The sequence below is a fragment of the Deltaproteobacteria bacterium genome (genome assembly GCA_016709225.1).
Taxonomy (GTDB): domain Bacteria; phylum Myxococcota_A; class Polyangia; order Nannocystales; family Nannocystaceae; genus Xiheibacterium; species Xiheibacterium phototrophicum.
In genome coordinates this window covers 749,551-768,213 of sequence record JADJEE010000001.1, presented here as the reverse complement: position 1 = coordinate 768,213, position 18,663 = coordinate 749,551, and the positions used below count along the sequence as shown (strand labels likewise).

The 18,663-nt window shown below is 73.0% G+C and carries 13 protein-coding genes and 2 tRNA genes; 10 read left to right on the top strand and 5 right to left on the bottom strand.

Annotated features, from left to right (window positions below):
• Positions 1 to 65 precede the first annotated feature (65 nt).
• Positions 66 to 1,322 carry a hypothetical protein gene (locus IPH07_03200; protein ID MBK6916386.1) on the bottom strand — a complete coding sequence of 419 codons (1,257 nt, stop codon included), beginning with the start codon at positions 1,320 to 1,322 and terminating at the stop codon, positions 66 to 68.
• Between the two features lie 145 nt (positions 1,323 to 1,467).
• A complete protein-coding gene (locus tag IPH07_03195) occupies positions 1,468 to 3,477 on the bottom strand; it encodes a hypothetical protein (GenBank protein ID MBK6916385.1) in 2,010 nt (669 codons plus the stop codon).
• Positions 3,478 to 3,637: 160 nt separating this feature from the next.
• Between IPH07_03195 and lon the strand changes: the two genes are divergently transcribed.
• Together lon and IPH07_03185 are read left to right on the top strand one after the other, a co-directional pair.
• On the top strand, positions 3,638 to 6,052 hold the full coding sequence (gene lon / locus IPH07_03190; GenBank protein ID MBK6916384.1) for an endopeptidase La: 2,415 nt from the start codon (positions 3,638 to 3,640) through the stop codon (positions 6,050 to 6,052).
• Between the two features lie 266 nt (positions 6,053 to 6,318).
• Positions 6,319 to 7,287 (top strand): ribulose phosphate epimerase, encoded by a 969-nt coding sequence (locus IPH07_03185; protein ID MBK6916383.1) that lies wholly within the window; start codon positions 6,319 to 6,321, stop codon positions 7,285 to 7,287.
• Positions 7,288 to 7,352: 65 nt separating this feature from the next.
• On the opposite strand, the gene IPH07_03180 is transcribed toward IPH07_03185, so the two are convergent.
• The 3 genes from IPH07_03180 to IPH07_03170 all read right to left on the bottom strand — a co-directional run bounded on the left by IPH07_03180 (position 7,353) and on the right by IPH07_03170 (position 12,049).
• Positions 7,353 to 8,468 (bottom strand): hypothetical protein, encoded by a 1,116-nt coding sequence (locus IPH07_03180; GenBank protein MBK6916382.1) that lies wholly within the window; start codon positions 8,466 to 8,468, stop codon positions 7,353 to 7,355.
• Between the two features lie 199 nt (positions 8,469 to 8,667).
• Positions 8,668 to 9,684: a response regulator gene (locus IPH07_03175; protein ID MBK6916381.1), complete on the bottom strand. Its 1,017-nt coding sequence runs from the start codon at positions 9,682 to 9,684 to the stop codon at positions 8,668 to 8,670.
• Between the two features lie 19 nt (positions 9,685 to 9,703).
• Complete coding sequence (locus tag IPH07_03170; GenBank protein MBK6916380.1) at positions 9,704 to 12,049, bottom strand: PAS domain-containing protein; 2,346 nt, start codon at positions 12,047 to 12,049, stop codon at positions 9,704 to 9,706.
• A gap of 223 nt (positions 12,050 to 12,272) precedes the next feature.
• On the opposite strand from IPH07_03170, the gene IPH07_03165 reads away from it, so the two are divergent.
• From IPH07_03165 to IPH07_03130, 8 genes are all read left to right on the top strand, one after another.
• On the top strand, positions 12,273 to 12,917 hold the full coding sequence (locus tag IPH07_03165) for an NUDIX hydrolase (GenBank protein MBK6916379.1): 645 nt from the start codon (positions 12,273 to 12,275) through the stop codon (positions 12,915 to 12,917).
• Positions 12,902 to 13,897 carry a hypothetical protein gene (locus tag IPH07_03160; protein MBK6916378.1) on the top strand — a complete coding sequence of 332 codons (996 nt, stop codon included), beginning with the start codon at positions 12,902 to 12,904 and terminating at the stop codon, positions 13,895 to 13,897. The genes IPH07_03165 and IPH07_03160 overlap by 16 nt, the downstream gene beginning before the upstream one ends.
• Positions 13,894 to 14,739, top strand: a complete 846-nt coding sequence (locus tag IPH07_03155; protein MBK6916377.1) for a hypothetical protein — start codon at positions 13,894 to 13,896, stop codon at positions 14,737 to 14,739. The genes IPH07_03160 and IPH07_03155 overlap by 4 nt, the downstream gene beginning before the upstream one ends.
• Complete coding sequence (locus IPH07_03150; protein ID MBK6916376.1) at positions 14,736 to 15,236, top strand: DUF4863 family protein; 501 nt, start codon at positions 14,736 to 14,738, stop codon at positions 15,234 to 15,236. Before IPH07_03155 ends, IPH07_03150 begins: the two co-directional genes overlap by 4 nt.
• 178 nt (positions 15,237 to 15,414) lie before the next feature.
• Positions 15,415 to 16,131: a hypothetical protein gene (locus IPH07_03145; protein MBK6916375.1), complete on the top strand. Its 717-nt coding sequence runs from the start codon at positions 15,415 to 15,417 to the stop codon at positions 16,129 to 16,131.
• A gap of 123 nt (positions 16,132 to 16,254) precedes the next feature.
• Positions 16,255 to 16,327 (top strand) — tRNA-Glu (locus tag IPH07_03140).
• 93 nt (positions 16,328 to 16,420) lie between these two features.
• A tRNA-Lys gene (locus IPH07_03135) sits at positions 16,421 to 16,494 on the top strand.
• Positions 16,495 to 16,626: 132 nt separating this feature from the next.
• Entirely contained in the window at positions 16,627 to 18,657 is a 2,031-nt protein-coding gene (locus tag IPH07_03130) for a hypothetical protein (protein MBK6916374.1), read from the top strand.
• Positions 18,658 to 18,663 lie beyond the last annotated feature (6 nt).

The window sequence follows — 18,663 nt, the reverse complement described above, 5'->3', positions numbered from 1 at the left end:
GCGCGCCGACGTCCGCGAGCCGCCGCGCCGACGTCCGCTGACGCCACCTTTCGGCCCCGCGGCCGCTAGAACTTCAGATGCAGGCCCATGCCGCCGCCCTGGCGGGTCATCATGGGGCCGACGCGGAGGTTGCTGCCGATGGCGCGCAGGCCCTTCTCCTGCTTGATGTACGCCTTCGCGTCGCCGCGGTCCTGCGAGATGATGATCGCGAGCACGCCGGTGAGCAGCACGGTGGTGCCGAGCAGCACGTCGCCGATGATGGCGCGCTGCCGCACGACCGAGCCGGTGCGGCTGACCTCGGTGGCCAGCGCGTCGTAGCTCTGACCGTTGTGGGTGGCGTACTGCGGATCGCGACGGGGATCGCCGCCGGCCGCCTTCACGTAGGCATCGAGGGCGTCGGTGGAGTCCTTGTAGTCGCCGCGGGCGGCCAATGCTGCGCTGTACAGCGCGATGGTGCCCAGGCCGGCGCCGATCGTGAGACCGAGCGCGACCCATGCACGGGGCTGCCAGTAGCCGAACACCGGGCCACGCTTGCAGCTCGGGCGCAGGTCCTTCGGATCCTCCTTGGACTTGCGCTTGTTGCGGGGGCCGGTGCGGCAGAAGTCCTTGAAGTCCGCGCGCAGGTCGACCTTGATGTTGCTGGTGTCGATCTCCTGCCCGCGCGCGGCGGCCTCGGCCGCAGCACGCTCGGCGTCCTCGATCGCCTTGGCCTCGGCCGCGATCTCCTCTTGGGTCTTCTCGGGCTCGTCGAGCTCGGCGACGAGCTTCTGCTCCTCGGGCGTGATCGGATCGGGCGCCTGGAGGTAGTCCTGGATCGACTTGACCAGCGCGGGCGGCAGCACCACCGGCGCGATGAGGTCGTTCTCGATCAGCGCCGCGTCGAAGCTGCTGACGGTGGTGGCCTTGGCGACGTCGTAGACGACGATCTCGACGCGGTTGGGCGAGCCCGCGACGTAGCGACCGTGGATGATGTAGTCGGCGGCGGTCTTGGGGTTGCTGTTCAGCCACTTGCCGACCGCTGCGAGGCACTCGGGGCTGCCGGGTTCGCCCTTGCACTTCACCTTCGCACCGGCGGCGGCGAGATCGAGCGCGACCGACTTGATCGTGTAGCCCTTCTCTTCGAGCGCCCCTTGCACGCCCGAGCGCACGTCACTGGTCGACGAGCCCGAGAAGCGCAGCAACGCGATGGTGCGACCGTCGGTGGCGGGCGCCGCGGTCTTGGCGGGCGCGGCCACGACCGCGGCCGGCGGCAGGGCCACGCCGAGTGCGACCGCCAGGGTCAAGGCGCGGGTGAGGACGTGGGGCTTGGTCGCGGTCGACATGGGTATCGCGGTCAGTGCGGAGCAACGGAGAGAGTCGAGCGAGGAGCGTGGGCGTTCGCCGCAGGCGCCATGGGTATGGCCGCGGGATGGTAGCGTCGCGGCCGCAAGGGCTCAAGCGGCCCGGGCGGTTCGCGGGCGCGGGCCATCACGCGGGAGGCGGCGTCCCGCCCGAAGCCGCCGCGGGCGGACCGGCGGCCTCCGAGGGCTCGGGATCGCCGCGCAGCAGCGCCACGCCGGCCAGCAGCACCGCGACGATCGCGACGAGCCCGTAGATCCACCGCGCGGGGTCGCCATCGGCCCGCGCGAGCACGGACACGACGAGCCCGAGACCGATCGAGATCCACGATGCGTGCGCGAGTGCTGCGAAGGTGCCGACACGACGACGGGGCCAGACGCCGCGGGCCGCCACACGGACGAGCCCACTGCCCATCACGAGTGCAACGCCGAGCGCCGCGGGGATCAACGCGAGTCCACCGTCGGTCTTACGCGACCACGCCAGCGCGGCCACCAACACGGTCACCGCGACGATCACCAGCGGGGCCCGCGACGCGCTCGGCGCAGCGCCGCCGGAGCCCGCGGCCGCACGCCCGCAGCCCGCGATCAACGCGGTCGCGAGCGTCGTCAGCGGCACCGCGACCGCGGCCGCGACGACGGCCTCGGCCGTGAGCACGTCGATGCCCAGTCGCGTCGCGATCGCGTCGGCGAGCGCGAGCACCACCGGCTCGATGCCCGCGATGCCGCCGTGCCAGCGCGGTGCGAACGCGAGCGCGTCGCTGGTGCCCGCGCACGCCAGCACCAACGCCGCGAGCCACCACGGCCACGCGCGACCACGACGACGCGGGCCACCGCCGGCCGGCCGCCCCGGCTCCCACCACGCCAGCACACCCGCGATTGCCGGCCACGCCAGCGCCGCGAGCCAGGTCGGCGCATCGATGGCCACCACGTTCGACCACGCCCACGCGCGCGCGCCGTCGGGAGCGTGCACCCACGCCGGCAGTCGCGGCGACCGGCCGAGCACGCCGAGCAAGAGCGCGAGCGCCAGCGGCAGCACCGACCACGCCGCGGTCGCGACCCACGACGCCGCCGCACGACCGCCACGCAGCAACGTCGCGGCGGCGATCGGCAGCAGCAGCAACGCCACCCACAGCCAACGCTCCGCACGCAGCCACGCCGCACCGACGGCGTCGTCGCTGCGCGTGCGACCGAGCAGTCGCGACAGGCCCAGACGCTCGTGGCCGCGCTGCTCGGCGTAGCCGGGCCAGCGCCCGGTGACGCCGAGCCCCGCGCTGGCCTCCGACGCGTACTTGTCCGGGCACATCCGCATCGTGAGGTTGTCGGGCGGCGCACCGGCGGGCTCGTCGCGACGGCCGGGGCACACGAACTCCACCCGCGAGCGCGCACCCGTGGTGCCCGAGCGCACCCACAGGCGCCAGTGCTCCGACTCGGCCGGATCGCGATCGATGCGCTCGTGCACGGGTGCGCTCGCGAAGGCCTCCGCGGTGGCCTCGGCGAAGGCCACCCGGGCCCGCTCGGGGCCGTCGGCGAAGTGCAGCTCGGCGATGCGATCGAAGGCGAGCTCGAGCGCGGCCGCCAGCGCGATCGGATCGTAGCCGCGGCCGCCGGCGGGCTCGACGTAGTCGTTGATCGCGATGTCGAACGGGCCCAGCCCGTCGATCATCACCGCGGTGGTCTGGAACGGATGGATGCCGTGGATCGGCCCGCCCCACGCCTGCCCGCGCGCATCGGGGCCCTGCGCCTCGTACCGCGCGCCGATCACCGCGAACGCGAGCGCCACCGCCGGCACCACCGCGCGCGCGCGCCCCAGACGATCGGCCAGCGGCAGCGCCACCGCCACCAGCACCACCGAAGGCACGCAGCCGGGGAACGCGACGAGCAGCTGCCCGACGATCCCCAGCGCGACGGCGGCGAACACCACGCTCGCGTAGCCGGTCGCGAGCACGAGCGACACGCGCAGCGTCGACCCCCGCGCGGCCAGCATCGCCGGCCACGACGACGGCGGCAGCGACAGCCGCGTGGCGTGCCAGCTCGCGGTCAGCAACAGCACGCACGCCAGTGGGAACACGCCCCACGCAGCGCTCGGCCACGGCGCGGCGATCCACGACGCGAGCCCGACCAACGCCACGGCCGCGGCCATCGACGGAGTCGACACACCATGCGAGTGGGGCCCGCGTTGGTCCACGCGACTGCAGTGATAGCCCAAAGCGGCGAGCGTGGGTGACGACGCGCGCCGGCGAAGTGCCCACCACCTTGCGCCGCGTCCGCGCGCTCGGTCAGGGTGGTAGACTGCCGCGCGCATGGCTCCCCCGCCGAATCAGCCGCCGAATCAGCCGCCCGTCGTGCGCCCCCGCGCCGGTGTGCTGCCGCTGCTGCCGCTGCGTACCCTGACGCTGCTGCCCGGGCTCGCGCAGCCGGTCGAGCTCGGGCGCGCGGCCTCGGTCGACGCGGTCCGACGCGCGCGCGAGCGCGGCAGCGACGATCCGCTGCAGAACCTCGTGGTGGTCGCCACCCACCGAGACGCGATGGTCGAGCGACCGCGCCGTGACGATCTCCACCCCATCGGCGTGCTCGCGGAGATCACCCAGGCCCTGCAGGGCATGCCGGGCCGCATGACCGCGGTGGTTCGCGGCATCGAGCGCGTCCGCATCCTCGACGTCGAGGTCGGCGCGAGCCGCTGCGACGCACAGTTCCAGCGCGCCCACGAGACCATGGGCGACCCGACCCTCGCGTATGCGTACACCGGCGCGCTGCAAGACCTGGTGAAGCAGTACGAGAGCCTGCAGGCCACCAGCAGCAAGAACCGCACCCGCGCGCAGGCGCTGGCGGTGCTGCTGGCCGAGCGCGCGCCCGCGACCGTGGCCGACCTCGCCGCCGCCCACGTCGGGCTCGAGCACGGCGAGATCGTCGACATCCTCCACGAGCTGCAGATCAGCGAGCGGCTGCGCAAGGTCATCGAGTTCCTCAGTCACCGCGTGCACGTGCTGCAAGTGCGTCGCGACCTCGACCGCCACGTGCGCGAGCACCTCTCGCGCCACGAGCAAGAGGCGCTGCTGCGACACAAGCTGCGGGCGATCCGCTCGGAGCTCGGCGAGGCCGAGGAGGACGAGCACTGGATCGACGAGCTCGAGCAGCGCATCGGCTTGGCGGAGCTCACCGCCGAGGCCCGTGCGCTGGCGGATCGGGAGCTCGGCCGCCTGCGCCGCATGAACCCGCAGAGCGGTGAGGCCACCATCAGTCGCACCTGGCTGGAGCTGGTCGCGGATCTTCCGTGGGGCGCGAGCCAGACCCGGCCGGACGTGGTCGACATCGCCGCCGCGCGCGACCTGCTCGAGCGCGAGCACTACGGCCTCGAGAAGGTGAAGAAGCGCCTCATCGAATACCTCGGCGTCCGCAAGCTCGCGCCTGGCAAGCGCGGGCCGATCCTCTGCCTGGTCGGGCCCCCGGGCGTCGGCAAGACCTCGCTCGGCCGCAGCATCGCGAGCGCGCTGGGCCGCAAGTTCGTGCGCGCGTCACTGGGTGGCGTCCGCGACGACGCCGAGATCCGCGGCCATCGGCGCACCTACGTCGGCGCGCTGCCGGGACGCATCCTGCAGTCGATGCGGCGCGCCGGCTCGACCAACCCGGTGTTCCTGCTCGACGAGATCGACAAGCTCGCGGCGCCGGACCTCCGTGGCGATCCCGCGGGGGCCCTGCTCGAGGCGCTCGACCCCGAGCAGAACGCGGCCTTCGAGGACCACTACCTCGGCTGCGGCTACGACCTCTCGAAGGTCATCTTCGTGTGCACCGCCAACGACCTGGGCCCGATCCCCGTGGTCCTGCGCGACCGCCTCGAGATCATCGAGCTGACCGGCTACACCATCGCCGAGAAGGTCGCCATCGCCCGCGACTACCTGGTCCCGCGGGCGATCGCCGAGCACGGCCTCGCGGCCGGGGCGGTGCCGATCTCCGACGACGTGCTCGAGGCGCTGGTGGTGCTCTACACCCGCGAGTCGGGCGTGCGAAACCTGCAGCGCGAGGTCGAGGCGCTGCTCCGCGACACCGCGATGTCGATGGCCGAGGGTGCGGCCACCGGTGCGCCGATCACCGTCGAAGACCTCGCGCGCGTGCTGGGCCCCGCGCGCTACCACGACGAGATCCTCGACAAGCAGCCGAGCGTCGGCACCGCGGTCGGGCTGGGCTGGACCCCGGTCGGCGGCCGCCTGCTGTTCGTCGAGGCCGCGACCACGCCCGGCGACGGCCACGTGCGCCTCACCGGCCGACTCGGCGAGGTCATGCGCGAGTCGGCCGAGACCGCGCTGTCGCTGGTGCGCAGCCGCGCGGAGTCGTTCGGCATCGACCGCATGTTCCTGCGCGACCGCGACGTGCACGTGCACTTCCCCGACGGCGGCGTGCCCAAGGACGGACCGAGCGGCGGCATCACGGTGACGACCGCACTGGTCTCGACCCTCACCGGTCGGCCAGTGCGCACGGATCTCGCGATGACCGGCGAGATCACCTTGCGCGGCAAGGTGCTGCCGATCGGTGGTGTGCGCGAGAAGGTGCTCGCCGCCCACCGCGCCGGCATCCGCGACGTCGTGCTGCCCCACGGCAACCGCAAGGACGAGCCGGAGATCCCCGCCGCGGTGCGCGACGGCGTCACGCTGCACTTCGTGTCGGGCATCGACGAGGTGCTCGCGCTGGCCCTCCTGGAACGGCCCCCCGCCGACGCGTGAGCGGGTTCGCGGCGGCCGTCCCAACTTCGGACATCGTGTCCGGTCTTGCAAACACGGCAGCGTTCGATGCCGTCGACTCACATGCGAAGTCGGGTGATTCGAACAAAATTCATTGCATTCCTAACGCGCCGACGGCATGCTCGTCAGGCGCGGAGCGAGTGCGGCCGAGCGGGGCTTGGCCCGGACGGCCGCTTGGGCCGACGGGTGCGAGACGCCCGTCGATGCCAGCGACCGAATCGCCGCTGCCGCGCAGAAAGACACCGACGATGCGGACGACTCGACTCTCCTTGCTCCTCGCCCTGCTCCCCGCCATCGCGGCCTCCGGCTGCGGCACGAAGACCGACGCCGGTGCGAGCGAGGGCTCGGCCAGTGCCTCGGCCAGCGCCGAGGGCGGCAACGAGGAGAGCAGCTCCGGCAACAGCGGCAACAGCGGCAACAGCACCGACCCCACCGACGCCACCACCACGGGCGCCATGGACACCGGCGACAGCACCGGCGAGATGACCATGGGCGGCATCACGATGGGCTTCATCCAAGACCCGGACGGTGCCGGGCAGAACAACGAGTGCGACATCTGGGCCCAGGACTGTCCCGACGGCGAGAAGTGCATGCCGTGGGCGAGCGACGGCGGCGGCTCGTGGAACGCGACTCGCTGCAGCCCGGTCGACCCGGCCGCGGCGTCGCCGGGTGACACCTGCACCGTCGAGGGCACCGGCGTGTCGGGCATCGACAACTGCGAGCTCGGCTCGATGTGCTGGGACGTCGACGGCGAGACCAACATGGGCACCTGCGTGCCGTTCTGCATGGGCACCGAGGCCGCGCCGGTGTGCTCCGACCCGGCCACGACCTGCACGATCGCCAACGAGGGCGTGATCATCCTGTGCCTGCCCAACTGCGATCCGCTGCTGCAGGACTGCGACGAGGGCCAGGCCTGCTACCCGGTCGGCGACGCGTTCGTGTGCGGCCCCGATGCCTCGCTCGAGGCCGGCGTGTACGCCGACCCGTGCGCGTTCATCAACGACTGCGACCCGGGCCTGTTCTGCGCCAACCCGGCGCTCGTGCCCGACTGCGCCGGTAGCTCGGGCTGCTGCTCGACCTTCTGCGACACCACCGACCCCGGCGCCAGCGCGGCGTGCCCGGGTGCGAGCGGCGGGCAGGAGTGCATCGCCTGGTTCGACGCCGGTCAGGCGATGCCGGGGCTCGAGAACCTCGGCTTCTGCGGCATCCCGATGTAGAGCCCGAGCGGTCGGCGTGGCCCCACCCCCCGGGGTCACGCCGACGCACGTGTCGGCGCCGGCGCTCAGCCGGCCGGCGGCACGTACTCGTCGCAGGTGGTGTCGATCACCGCCACCGCCTCCTCGAAGAAGCCCTGGTAGCTGTTCGCACAGACGCTGCCGGCGACGCCGCGATCGCCCCACGAATCGACGAACTGGCGCAGGCGCGGGCTCGGCTCCGCACCGCTGGCCGCGTCGGGGTTGAACGGCGGGCAGATGCCGCCGTTCTGATCGCCGTCGCCGAACAGGCCCAGCACCACCACCGCCGCCTCGTCGCCCTTCTTGGCGGCGACCAGCGCCGCGCGCCAGCCCTCGACGGTGCCGAGTGAGCCATCCGAGGGATCGTCATCCTCGTCGGTGATGAACGTGACGACCAGGATCGCGTCGTCGCGGATGAAGCCCTCGTTGCACGCCGCCGCCGGGGTCCCCGGCGTGACCGCGGCGACCATCGCCTCCATCGGCTTCTCGGGATCTTCGGTGGAGCCGGTGCCGACCCGCGCCGCACACTCGAAGGCGGCGGTGAGATCGGGCTCGTCGCTGTCCATGTACCGCGCGCCGGTGGCGAAGGCACAGTCGGCGTTGGTGGCCTGGGCGCCCCGCGGCCACGTCACGCCCGCGCCGAGCACGTCCTCGCACTCCATCGGCTCGGTGACGTTGCACTCGAACGTGGGGTTGAGCAGGCACGACGGGAAGAACTCGCACAGCCCGGGGCACTGCGCGTACACCCACGCGTCGGTGTCGAGCACCATCACGTGGTAGTCCTGGGCCTCGTCGAGGGTGTTCTGGATGGTCGAGATGAACTGCGGGAAGCTGGCGATGAGGTTCTGCTGCTCGTCCGCCATCGACCCCGAGTTGTCGATGATGAACAGGAAGTCGACCTTGTCGCAGCCGGGCATGTTGGTGCCGCCGTCGTCGGCGGTCATGTTGCCGGTGCCGGCCCCCACGTCCAGCTTGGTCATGCCGGTGTCCGGTGACACCGTGGTGCCCAGGCCGCTCGAGCTGCTGTCCGCGCCGTCGGTCTCGGTGGGATTCTGGGTGGTCGGCGAGCTGGCGCTACCGCCCTGCCCGTCGTCGCGGATGTCGGCGCAGCCGGCCACCGTGGCCAGCGCGAGCACGAGGTTCGTGCAGTGTGTCCTTCGCATCGATCGCTCCCGGTCCTCGCCCCGATGGCAAGGTATCAAGGGTGCGTGTGGCAGCCCCAGCTTTCGGCACCGGGGGCGGCGTGCGTTTCATCGACCCTTGCGGTGATCCACCGCGTCGGCGAGGCGGCCGCCCCTCGAGGGAAGCGCGCGTGTTCGCGCCGGCCGGTCGCACCGCCGCGCGCGAGCCCGTGGCCCAGCTTCAGACGCCGAGCAGCTCGCGGACGCTGCCGGTGACCGCCGCGGTCGGCAGGCACATGCGCGCGCCAGCGGCCCGCGCCGCCTGCCGGATGTCGTCGGTGGGTGCGTCGTGGACCGCGATGATCTGCACGCCGGCATGGGCCGCGGTGAGCTTCTCGATCACCGCGCCGCTCTCGACGTCGGGCACCGTCAAGCTGAGCAGCACGTAGTGCGGCGGGGCCGACTGCGCGACCAGCAGCGCATCGGCGCCGGTCTGCGCCGTGAGTACTTCGACGACCGGCTCGGTCGACGACAGCTCGTCGCGCACGCGGGCGCGGAAGTCGGCGTTCTGCGTCACGATGAGCACGCGCGACGACTCCTCGCGCGGCGCGGCCTGGCGCCCAGCGTTGCCGCCCAGCTCGCGCAGGTGGAAGGCCTCGACCACGTGGCGGCGGACCTCGGCGACGTCGAGCGGCTTGCGCAGGCACGCAGCCGCGCCGGCGCCGAGGATGCGCTCGGTGTTGGTCTCGGTGTAGTAGCCCGTGATCGCGATGACCTCGGTGTTGGCGGTCGCGGGGTCCTTCTTGAGGCGATGACACACCTCGAAGCCGTCGACGCCCGGCATCATGAGATCGAGGAAGATGAGCTGCGGGCGGAACGCGACCACCAAGCGGCCGGCGTCGAACGCATCCTTCGCGACCTCGACGTCGAACTTGTGGTTGAGTTCCTTCACCACGTCGCGCACGAGATCGAGCACGACCGGCTCGTCGTCGACCACGAGGATGCGACCGACCTCGGTGCCGGTCGGCAGGTTGAACGGGATGGCGCGCTCGCGACAGACCCGCTCGAGATCGTCGCGACGCACGCGACGATGGCCACCGACGGTCTTGAACGCCGGGATGAGGCCGTCCTCGATCCAGCGGATCACCGTGGTCGGCGTCACGCAGCAGATCTTCGCGACGTCGTGCGTCGAGTAGGTGTCCTTCACCGGCGTGCGGCTACGGGCACTCGCGCTATCGTCCTTGGCGGTTCGGGGCATCGGGGCTTTTCGGGGGCTGCTAGGCCGGCTTCGTCGGAGCCGGCGGGGTCGTCGGGGCGCCGGAGCCGTCGGCGGGCAAGAACACGGTGAAGGTCGCGCCCCTGCCGGGCGCCGACTCGACGACGATGTCGCCGCCGTGGTCTTGTACGATTCCGTAGGAGATCGCAAGCCCCAGGCCGGTGCCCTTGCCGATCTCCTTGGTGCTGAAGAACGGATCGAAGATACGTGCTTGGATCTCCTCGGGGATCCCGTGGCCCTCGTCGGCCACCGTCAGGCGCGCGCCGCCACCTGGCTGCTTGGTCAGGGCCAGGCGGACGCTGCCGCCGCGCGGCATCGCGTCGACCGCGTTGGAAAGCAGGTTCAAGACCACCTGCTCGAGCTGATCGGCGTCCCCCATGACCGCGACCGGCTCGCGGGCCTCCCAGAGGATGCGCACGTTGTGCATGCGCCACTGGTACTCGCCGATCGCCAGCACGCGCGTGAGCAGGGCCTCGAGGTCGACCTTGCGCCGCACCCCGGGCTCCTGCTGCCGCGAGAACAGCAGCACACCCTCGACGATCTTGCGGCAGCGCTCGGCGCTGGTGCTGATCTTCTCGACCTTCTCGCGCACGTCGGGCGTCAGCTGGCGCTCGAGCAGCAGTGTGCTGTAACCGACCACGCCGGACAGCGGGTTGTTGATCTCGTGGGCGATGCCCGCCGCGAGCAGACCGACCGCGGCGAGCTTCTGCGAGCGCAGGATCTGTTGCTCGAGCGCCCGGCGATCGCGGAGATCGAGGCCCACCAACACCGCGCCGGCGATGTCCTGCCCGCGCCGCAGCAAGCGCCCCTCGAGGTGCAGCGGCAGCTCGCGGTCGGCGTGGTCGAGCAGCACGAGCTCGCGGGCGACCCCACCGTCGCGCAGCAGCGTCGCCCACAGCTCGTCCCAGACCGCGGCGTCGCGGGCTCGCGCCACCTCGACACCGAAGCGACGGCCGAGCGCCTGCTCGGCGGGGATGCCCAGCAGCACCGCGCTCGCACGGTTCCACGTCACGACGCCGCCGTGGCGATCGACGGTGTCGATGAGCACGGCGCTCTGGTCGAGCACCATCGCCTGGTAGCCGGCGAGCTCGCGGGTCGCGAGCGTCAGCAGGGCGCTCTCGACACCCAGGCCGAGCTGGCCCGCGATGGTGGCGATGAGCCCGCGGTCGCGGGCGTCCCACGGCCCCGGCTGCACGCGGCCGAGCAGGAGGTGGCCAACCACGCCCGACGGGCCGCGCAGCGCGACCCGCAGCGCCGCGCGCACGTCGGCGAGCGCTCCGAAGGCCGCGCGCGCGTCGTCGTCGTCGGGCTCGACCTCTGCGACCCCCGCGACGCCCCAGCCCGCCGGCGGTGCGCGGTCGAGCTCGACCTCGTGGGCGAGCGCTCCCGCGGCCACCGTCCAGCGCTGCCAGCGGGGTTGGTCGCCGCCGTGCCGCACGATCGCGACCATGTGGTGGGCCGACACCGCCGCGCCCAGGGCCGCCGCCGCCGCGGCCACGCAGCGCCGTGGATCCGACGACGACACCAACGCACGATCGACCTGCGCCGCCACACGGGCCTCGAACTCGCGGCGTCGTCGCTCGCGGAGGTCGCGGATCAGCACCACCTTGGCGCCGCTGCCGGCCGCGATCGAGAGCTCGGCCGGCAACGACTCACCGTCGGGGCGCCGCAGCGCGAGCTCGCCCTGCCACGAGCCGCCGCGGGCGACCGCGAGTGCGCGCAGCAGCGTCGTGCTGGCGACACCCTCGACCAGCTCCATCACGTTGCGACCGACGATCTGTCCCCCGAACAGCGTCGCACCGGCGGGGTTGCAGTGCACCACGCGACCGTCGGCCTCGACCAGCAGCACGCCCTGATCGATCGCATCGAGGCCGCGGGTGATCGCCAGCCCGAGCTCGGCCTCCGGTGAGCTCAGGGCGGCGGCGATCGGCAGGCACGACAGGCCCACGCCGCCGTCGTCGAGCTTGACCGCGCGCACACGGCAGGCCGCGGGCGGACCGAGCCGCGCGACCAGCCCGGCGTCGATGGCGAATGCGGTGCCGACCTCGCGCTCGCGCAGCCCCATGAACGCGCGGCCGAAGCCCTCGCGCTCGCCGGCACGACCGATCCAGCCGAGGAACGGCTCACCGTCGATCTGTCCCGCGGGTCGCTGCAGCAGCTCCGCGAACGCGCGGTTGTGCCACGCGACCAGGCCCGCGCGATCGAGCAGGCACGCCGCCACCGGCAGCGCGTCGGCAAGCGCGGCGTACGTGCGCGCGGACGGCTCTGCGGCGTGCCCCAGCGGCGGCGCCTGGCCCGACACGGGATCCGCGGAGGCGGGGTCGGAGGTTCGCGGCGGGGCGGCCATCGCAACGTGCTCGGAGGAAGTGCGTAGCGGGTGGTTCGTGGGGGATCGCGGCGGCGGGCGCGTGTGCGCACCCGCGGGCCCGCGCGGATGGAGGGTCGCACGTGCGAGCGTACCCCAAGACCGCCCCTGGGCGTGGTACGTCTGTTGCCGACGACGATCGAGGATGGCCCAGGAGACACCCCCACGCGCCGGCCCCCCGTCACCACGACCCGCCGCCACCGTCGTGTTGGTGCGACCGCGGGGTGACGTGCTCGAGTGCTTCATGCTGCACCGCTCGGCGGCCAGCCCCTTCATGCCCCAGGCGTGGGTGTTCCCCGGCGGCCGCGTCGAAGACGACGACGGCGCGCTCGACGAGGACCTCACGTGGGCCCGCGCGGCGGCCCGCGAGTGCGTCGAGGAGGCCGGCATCGAGGTCTCGGTCGACGCGCTGACGTGGTTCGACACGTGGTGCACGCCGTCGGCCGAGGGGCGCCGCTTCCTCGCGCGCTTCTTCGTCGCGCGGCTCGAGCCCGGCGAGGGCGATCACGGCCGCGCCGACGGCACCGAGACCATCGACGGTCGCTGGTGGACCGCAGCCGAGGCGCTCGCGGCGTGGGCGGCCGGCAACGCCGATCTCCCGCCGCCGACGCTGTCGACGCTGATGCGGCTGCGCGACCTCGAGATGGCCAGCTTCGCGGTCGACGACGCCGACGACCTGCGACGACCGATCCTGCCGAAGGCCGCGATCGAGGGCGGCACGGTGCAGATCGTCATGCCGCACGATGACGCGTACGCGGCCATTCCCGGTGAGGGTGCGCCGATCCCCCTGCGCACCCGCGGCTTCCCGCGCCGGTTCGTGCGCAAGGACGGACGATGGACCCCCGAGTGATGCGTGTCGCGACCCTGGTGGTCGCCCTGTGCGGTGCGTGTGGATCGTCGGGCGAGACGACGCCCGAGCAAGCCGCGGCGCCGGCCACCGCTGCGGCGACGCCCGAGCCCACCGCGGTCGCGCCGACGGGCGCGGACACGAAGGCGGCGCACGGCGGCGCCGAAGCGCTGCTGGCTTGGCTCGATCCCGATGCGGTGTCGATGGCCTACCTGCAGCTGCCCGAAGGGCTCGATGCCGAGGCCTTCGCGAGCGTGTTCGCGATGCCGCCCAAGGCCGCGCGGCTGCTGCAGGACGGGCTCGGTCTCGACGCCGAGATCGACGCCGTCGTCGACGCCGAGGCCGGTCCAGCGCGCAGCTGGTTCGGCCCGGCGACGCTGGTGATGCAGCCGCGCATCGCCACCGGTGCGTACGTGCTGCGCACGCTCGCGCGGCCACGCGAGCAGGTGATCGCCGCGCTGGTGGCCGCGAAGATGCGACAGGAGGTCGTCGAGGGCTTCACGGTGCTGGTGCCCGAGGGCGCGCTGCCCCGCAAGGTCGCGTTCCTCACCGACGAGGTGGTCGCGTTCATCCCCGCGCGCGAGATCGGCAGCGGGCTCGGGCCGCTCACCGCCGGTCGCGATCTGCCGCCGTCGGAGACCCGACGCGAGCTCACCCGCGTGCTCACCGAGGAGCCCGCCGCCGCGCTCGAGCTGTACGCGTCGGGCCCGCTGCTGCACTTCGATCTCGATCGCGACGTGCTGCAGTACGCGGTGCGAGCCCGCAGCTGGCAGGGTCGAGGCCTCGACGTCGAGCTGCGGCTGCTGCCCGATGGTGACACCGCCGCCGCGCTCGCGACCCTCGAGCACCGCGACCTCGCACTCGAGCCCGACGCGACCAAGGCGTTGGCCGCTCGCGTGGGCTACGTGCAAGACGGCGACTTCGTCGAGGGCCGGCTGCAGATTCCCGCGGAAGACCTCGCGGCGCTCGGAGTCCGGCGATGAGGCGCGTGCGGGCGCTGTTGCTGTGCGCAGTTACGACCGCGTGCCCGGCCGGCGGCACGACGACGACACCCGACACCACCGGCGACACCGCCACGGACACGCGCGCCGATGGTCTGCCGACGCCGCGCTGCGATCGGCCGCCGGTGAGCTTCGACCCTGCGGCGTCGTTGCCCCACGACGCGACCATGGCCGCGGTGCTCTCGCTCGGCGACGACGCTCTACCAGCCGCGCTCGATCGCCTGGCGACCCACGCCAAGGGCGGCAGCTCGCGCCTGCCGGTCGCGATCGCGTTCGCGCTGGCGCAGTGGAGCTGGCAGGTGCCGCTGGTGCGCGCCCACCTCGAAGACCTCGGGTTCGGCGGCGCCGAGCTGCACGCGTTCGTGCTCGGTGGCATTCCGGCGTGGTCGCTGCCGCGGGGCTGCACGCTCGAGGAGAGCCTCCTGCGGCTGCAACGCGACGACCGCTTCACCGTGAAGGACACCGGCGGCGAGGTCATCGCGACGGCCATCGATCCCGCACGCAGTGCCTACGACGTGCTGGCCCGCGGCGACGTCGTGGTGCTGTGCCCGCACGGCAAGGTCCGCACGCTGCTCGCCGCCTGGCGACCACCGGCGCCCGGCGGTGCACTCGAGACGGCGCCACCGGTGGTCGCCGTGCACGCGCTCGCGCCGGCGCCGGTGCGCGTCGCGGTGCGCATGACCGCGTTGCTCGAGCCCGACGCCCCCGAGACCCACGCCGGTGCGGTGACCCTGCGGGCCGACGCCGACGCCATCGACGAGCGACGCCACGACGACACCACGCCGTCCGCGACGGCCCCCACCCCACCCTCGACCACGCCATGACCCCGACCAACGTGCCGCAGCTGCTGGAGCTCTTCGAACCCGTACTCGCGAGCATCGTCGCGGCCGGCGAGCCGGTCGACGAGACCGCGGCGGCCCGCGTACGTGCGGCGCTCGAGCACGCGTGGCCGCTGCACGCCCCGAGCGTGCAAGCGCTCCAGGCCGCGCTGCGCGAGGGCATCGCGGCGGGTTGGTTGTGCGATCGCGGGGACCCCGACGCGCGCTTCTGCCGACTCGCGAAGGCCGGCGCACCGACCCACGAGCACTCGCTCGATCTGGTGTGCCTGCGCGGTGCCGGCATGGGCCACGCCCATCCACGGGGCGAGATCACGCTGGCGCTGCCCGCCACCGACACCGACGACGGCGCGCGCTTCGACGGTGCGCCCGCGGGGTGGATCGTCTCGCCGGCGGGATCGGCCCACGTCCCGACCGTCAGCGGCGGACAGATGATCCTCCTCTATGCGCTCCCGGGTGGCGCGGTCGCCTGGAACGTCGCGTGAGGCGGGATGCGCCAGCGGCAACCGGCGCCCTCGCACCCGCGCGTGCAGCCGGCTCGGTCCGTTGGCGGGAACCGAGCCCGCAGTGCGCGCGTGCGACGGTGCGCGTGCGGGCGACCGCGGACGTCGACCGTCGCGATCTTGTGGTACCGTCCCCGCGATCCAAGGAGCTGCTGATCCCGTGAATCTCGTGCGCACCGTCCTCCCGACCCTCGCTCTCGCGCTCTCGCTCGGGCTCGCCTGCGACAGCAAGAACAAGCCCGACGGCACCAACCCGCCCGACTCCACCGGATCCGTGTCGGGTGGCGGCTCCTCCGACGCCAGCGGCGGCGGCAGCGGCGACACCTCCGACGCCAGCGGTGGCGGCGACGGTGGCGGTGGCGACGGCGGCACGACCACGCCGGACAAGCCCAAGACCTGCGATGCCAAGACCGCCGACAAGCCCGCGGCGCTGTTCGGCGAGCGCGTGCTCATTCGCCCGCCGGTCAACGTCGAGCTGGTCGAGGACAACCCGACCATGGCGGTCGCCCAGGTCTCGGGCGGCTTCGTGTCGGCCTGCGACGCGACCGTCGATCGCATGACGATCCTCGTGTTCGAGAACGACAAGAAGAAGTCCGCCAAGGACTTCGCCAACGAGATGATCGACACCTACCTGGTGAAGGGCGGCTACACCGGCGGGACCAAGGGCACCGCAGTGGTCGACACCGCCAACGACTACGACATCTCGGTCGAGTACCCCGCCACCGGCGGCAACCCGGCCAGCGTGCTCTACATCGCCGTGCGTCGCCGTCACGAGAACTTCTTCGCGCTGGTCTACCAGACCCGTCCCGACGAGTTCCCGCTGCTGCAGCCGACGTTCAAGGCCTCGGCGGCGACGCTGCTGGTCGCCAAGCCGTAGGCCGCGCGCCCACGCGCGCCGGGAGCGAACGCCCGCCCACGCCCCGACCTCGGTCGGCTTGCGTGGCGCGGGCGCTTGCGTTACAAGGCTGCCCGCTCGTCCGGCGTCCGCACGCATCCACGAGACCCCATCGTCCAGAGGCCTAGGACGCTGGCCTTTCAAGCCGGTAACACGGGTTCGAATCCCGTTGGGGTCGCCCCTTCGTCCGCGAGGTCACCACGCATCGCGGACCCCTCGAGATGGTGGCGCCGGACGAGCCACCTCCTGCGCCACCTTCACCCGGCGCATCGGGCCTGTAGCTCAGCTTGGTAGAGCAGCGGACTTTTAATCCGCGGGTCGCGGGTTCGAATCCCGCCGGGCTCACCCGTTTGCCACCGCGCCGTGGCGTGATCGTGCCACCGCGCGGGCATGGCGTGGGCCGATCGCCTGCGCGCCAGGGTTCGATCTGGCACCGGGCCTAAGGCCGCCGCCCCGGATCGCCGAACGACCTCCTGCATGCGGTGCTCGAGCGCGACGCTGGTGTACCTGTTGCTGCCCCTGCTCGCGGCGGCGTGCGAATCGCACGGTGGCCACGCCGGGGCCACGCAGGGCTCGACCGGCAGCGACGACGCCGGCGATGGCACGTCGAGCGCGAGCGACGAGCCGGGCGACACGACCACCGACGCGTCCACCACCACGGGCGTCGACGCGGGCACGAGCGACGGCGGCTCCGACGACGGCGGCTCCGACGACGGCGCACCGGTGTTCGATGGCTGCGGCGATCTCGGTGCGGCGCACGAGCTCGTCGCGCTCGGTCACCGGTCGACGCCGACGCTCGTCGCGGTCACGGCCGAGCGGGTGCTCGCGGGCGAGGACGACGCGCGGTGGATCCTGTGGGACGTGCCGTCGGCGAGCATCGTGGCCCGCGGCTTCGGCCGCGTGGTCGGGCGTGGTGGCGGGCGGTTCATGGTCGACGTCGGTGACGCGCTCGAGCCGTCCGCGACCGGCTTCGAGCTGCGCTCGTTCGACGACGGCGCGCTGCAGGTTGCGATCGATGCGCCGCACCGCGACGGCGGCATCGCACAGGACGGCAGCTACGCGTGGACCCACGACGCGCAGGCGCTTGCGCTGTGGAACGTCGATGGCACGCCGCGCGCGGTCGTCGACGGCATCGTCACCGGCGATCGCGGGCTGGCGCTGCCGGACACGTGGCTGGGCCCCGACGACGCCGGCACGATGCACCGGGTCGATGCCGGCACCGGCGAGGTCGAGCTCGCGTCGTTCGTGGGCGCCTTCCGCGGCTACTTTGCGGACCACGAGCAGTACGTGACCGCGGGCTCGGGGCTGGTGGCGATCTATCCGATCGCGGGCGGCGACGCGGTCGCCGTGCACGATCTTCCCCCGGGCACCACGTTGGGTGGTGCATCCGGCTGGCTGTGGCGCTGGTTCGGCGGCGGTCGCAACCTGGACGTGTTCGACATGCACGACACCTCGGCGCCGGTGCTGTCGCTGACCGACGTCGGCCCCGACGACCTGCTACCGGCCGGCCGCGTGCTCGTGCTCACCGACCGCGACCCTGCCACGCTGACCCTCGTCGAGCTGAGCGAAGGGCTCCCCGTCGCGCGATCGATCCCTGCGCCGCGACAGCGGTTCGAGTCGGTCGCGGCCGGCGACGGCCTGCTCGCCCTCGGAGCGGCCCGCGGTGCGCTGTGGACGATGCAGGCGGACAGCTTCTCCCCGCTCGGCCCCGGACAGCCCTTGTCGCTCTCCGGCGCCGACAACGGCTGGGTGGCGGCCGCGTTCGAGGTCGATGGACTGCGGATCTTCGATGCCGAAGACGGCACCGCCGTGGCCGCGATCGATGCCGAGGTGTCGAAGGTGGTGATGCAGTCCGATGGACTCGCCGTCGCAGCGCTCGACAACACCTGGCTCGACGACGCCGCGCGGGTCCGCGTGTTCGCCCTGCCCGACGGCCAGCTCGGCCACGCGGTGGTCGGCGACGATGTCCGCGATTTCGAGCTATCGCGGCACGGCAGCCACCTCGTGCGCATGCGGCTCGCCCCGCCGCGGCACGTCGAGCTCACCGCGCTGACCGACGACGCCGTGGTCTACGACGCCGCTGCCATCGACGACGAGCGGCTCGCGCTCGCGCCCGGCGGTGCGGCCCTGACCCGCTCGACGGCCGAGCCCCTGACCCGCTTCATCGTCGACGGCGCGCTCGTCAACGCCGTCGATGGCCGCGCGCTCGGGTTCGTCGACGACGAGCGGCTCGTGTTCGACGCCGGCGGGGCGACCCTCGAGCTGCGCACGCCGAGCGGATCGTGGATCGGCGACACGCCGATCCCTGCCGGCGTCGACGGCGTGCTGCCCGTGGGCGACGGCCGGGTCTACGCGATCGGAGCGCACCGCCTGTACGACCTCGACGCGGGCGTCGAGCTGCCGTGGTCGGACGCGCCGCCGGACACCACGGGCATCGCCGCGATCGCCGGACGCTTCGTGGTGCACACCACCTGTGACGGCACGCGCTTGGTTGCCACGCCGCGCTGAACGCAG

What these genes read in the sequence shown, in the direction of transcription:
- IPH07_03200 (MBK6916386.1), bottom strand. Translation starts at nt 1,322, where the DNA reads ATGTCGACCGCGACCAAGCCCCACGTCCTCACCCGCGCCTTGACCCTG.
- IPH07_03195 (MBK6916385.1), bottom strand. Translation starts at nt 3,477, where the DNA reads ATGGCCGCGGCCGTGGCGTTGGTCGGGCTCGCGTCGTGGATCGCCGCG.
- lon (MBK6916384.1), top strand. Translation starts at nt 3,638, where the DNA reads ATGGCTCCCCCGCCGAATCAGCCGCCGAATCAGCCGCCCGTCGTGCGC.
- IPH07_03185 (MBK6916383.1), top strand. Translation starts at nt 6,319, where the DNA reads ATGCGGACGACTCGACTCTCCTTGCTCCTCGCCCTGCTCCCCGCCATC.
- IPH07_03180 (MBK6916382.1), bottom strand. Translation starts at nt 8,468, where the DNA reads ATGCGAAGGACACACTGCACGAACCTCGTGCTCGCGCTGGCCACGGTG.
- IPH07_03175 (MBK6916381.1), bottom strand. Translation starts at nt 9,684, where the DNA reads ATGCCCCGAACCGCCAAGGACGATAGCGCGAGTGCCCGTAGCCGCACG.
- IPH07_03170 (MBK6916380.1), bottom strand. Translation starts at nt 12,049, where the DNA reads ATGGCCGCCCCGCCGCGAACCTCCGACCCCGCCTCCGCGGATCCCGTG.
- IPH07_03160 (MBK6916378.1), top strand. Translation starts at nt 12,902, where the DNA reads ATGGACCCCCGAGTGATGCGTGTCGCGACCCTGGTGGTCGCCCTGTGC.
- IPH07_03155 (MBK6916377.1), top strand. Translation starts at nt 13,894, where the DNA reads ATGAGGCGCGTGCGGGCGCTGTTGCTGTGCGCAGTTACGACCGCGTGC.
- IPH07_03150 (MBK6916376.1), top strand. Translation starts at nt 14,736, where the DNA reads ATGACCCCGACCAACGTGCCGCAGCTGCTGGAGCTCTTCGAACCCGTA.
- IPH07_03130 (MBK6916374.1), top strand. Translation starts at nt 16,627, where the DNA reads ATGCGGTGCTCGAGCGCGACGCTGGTGTACCTGTTGCTGCCCCTGCTC.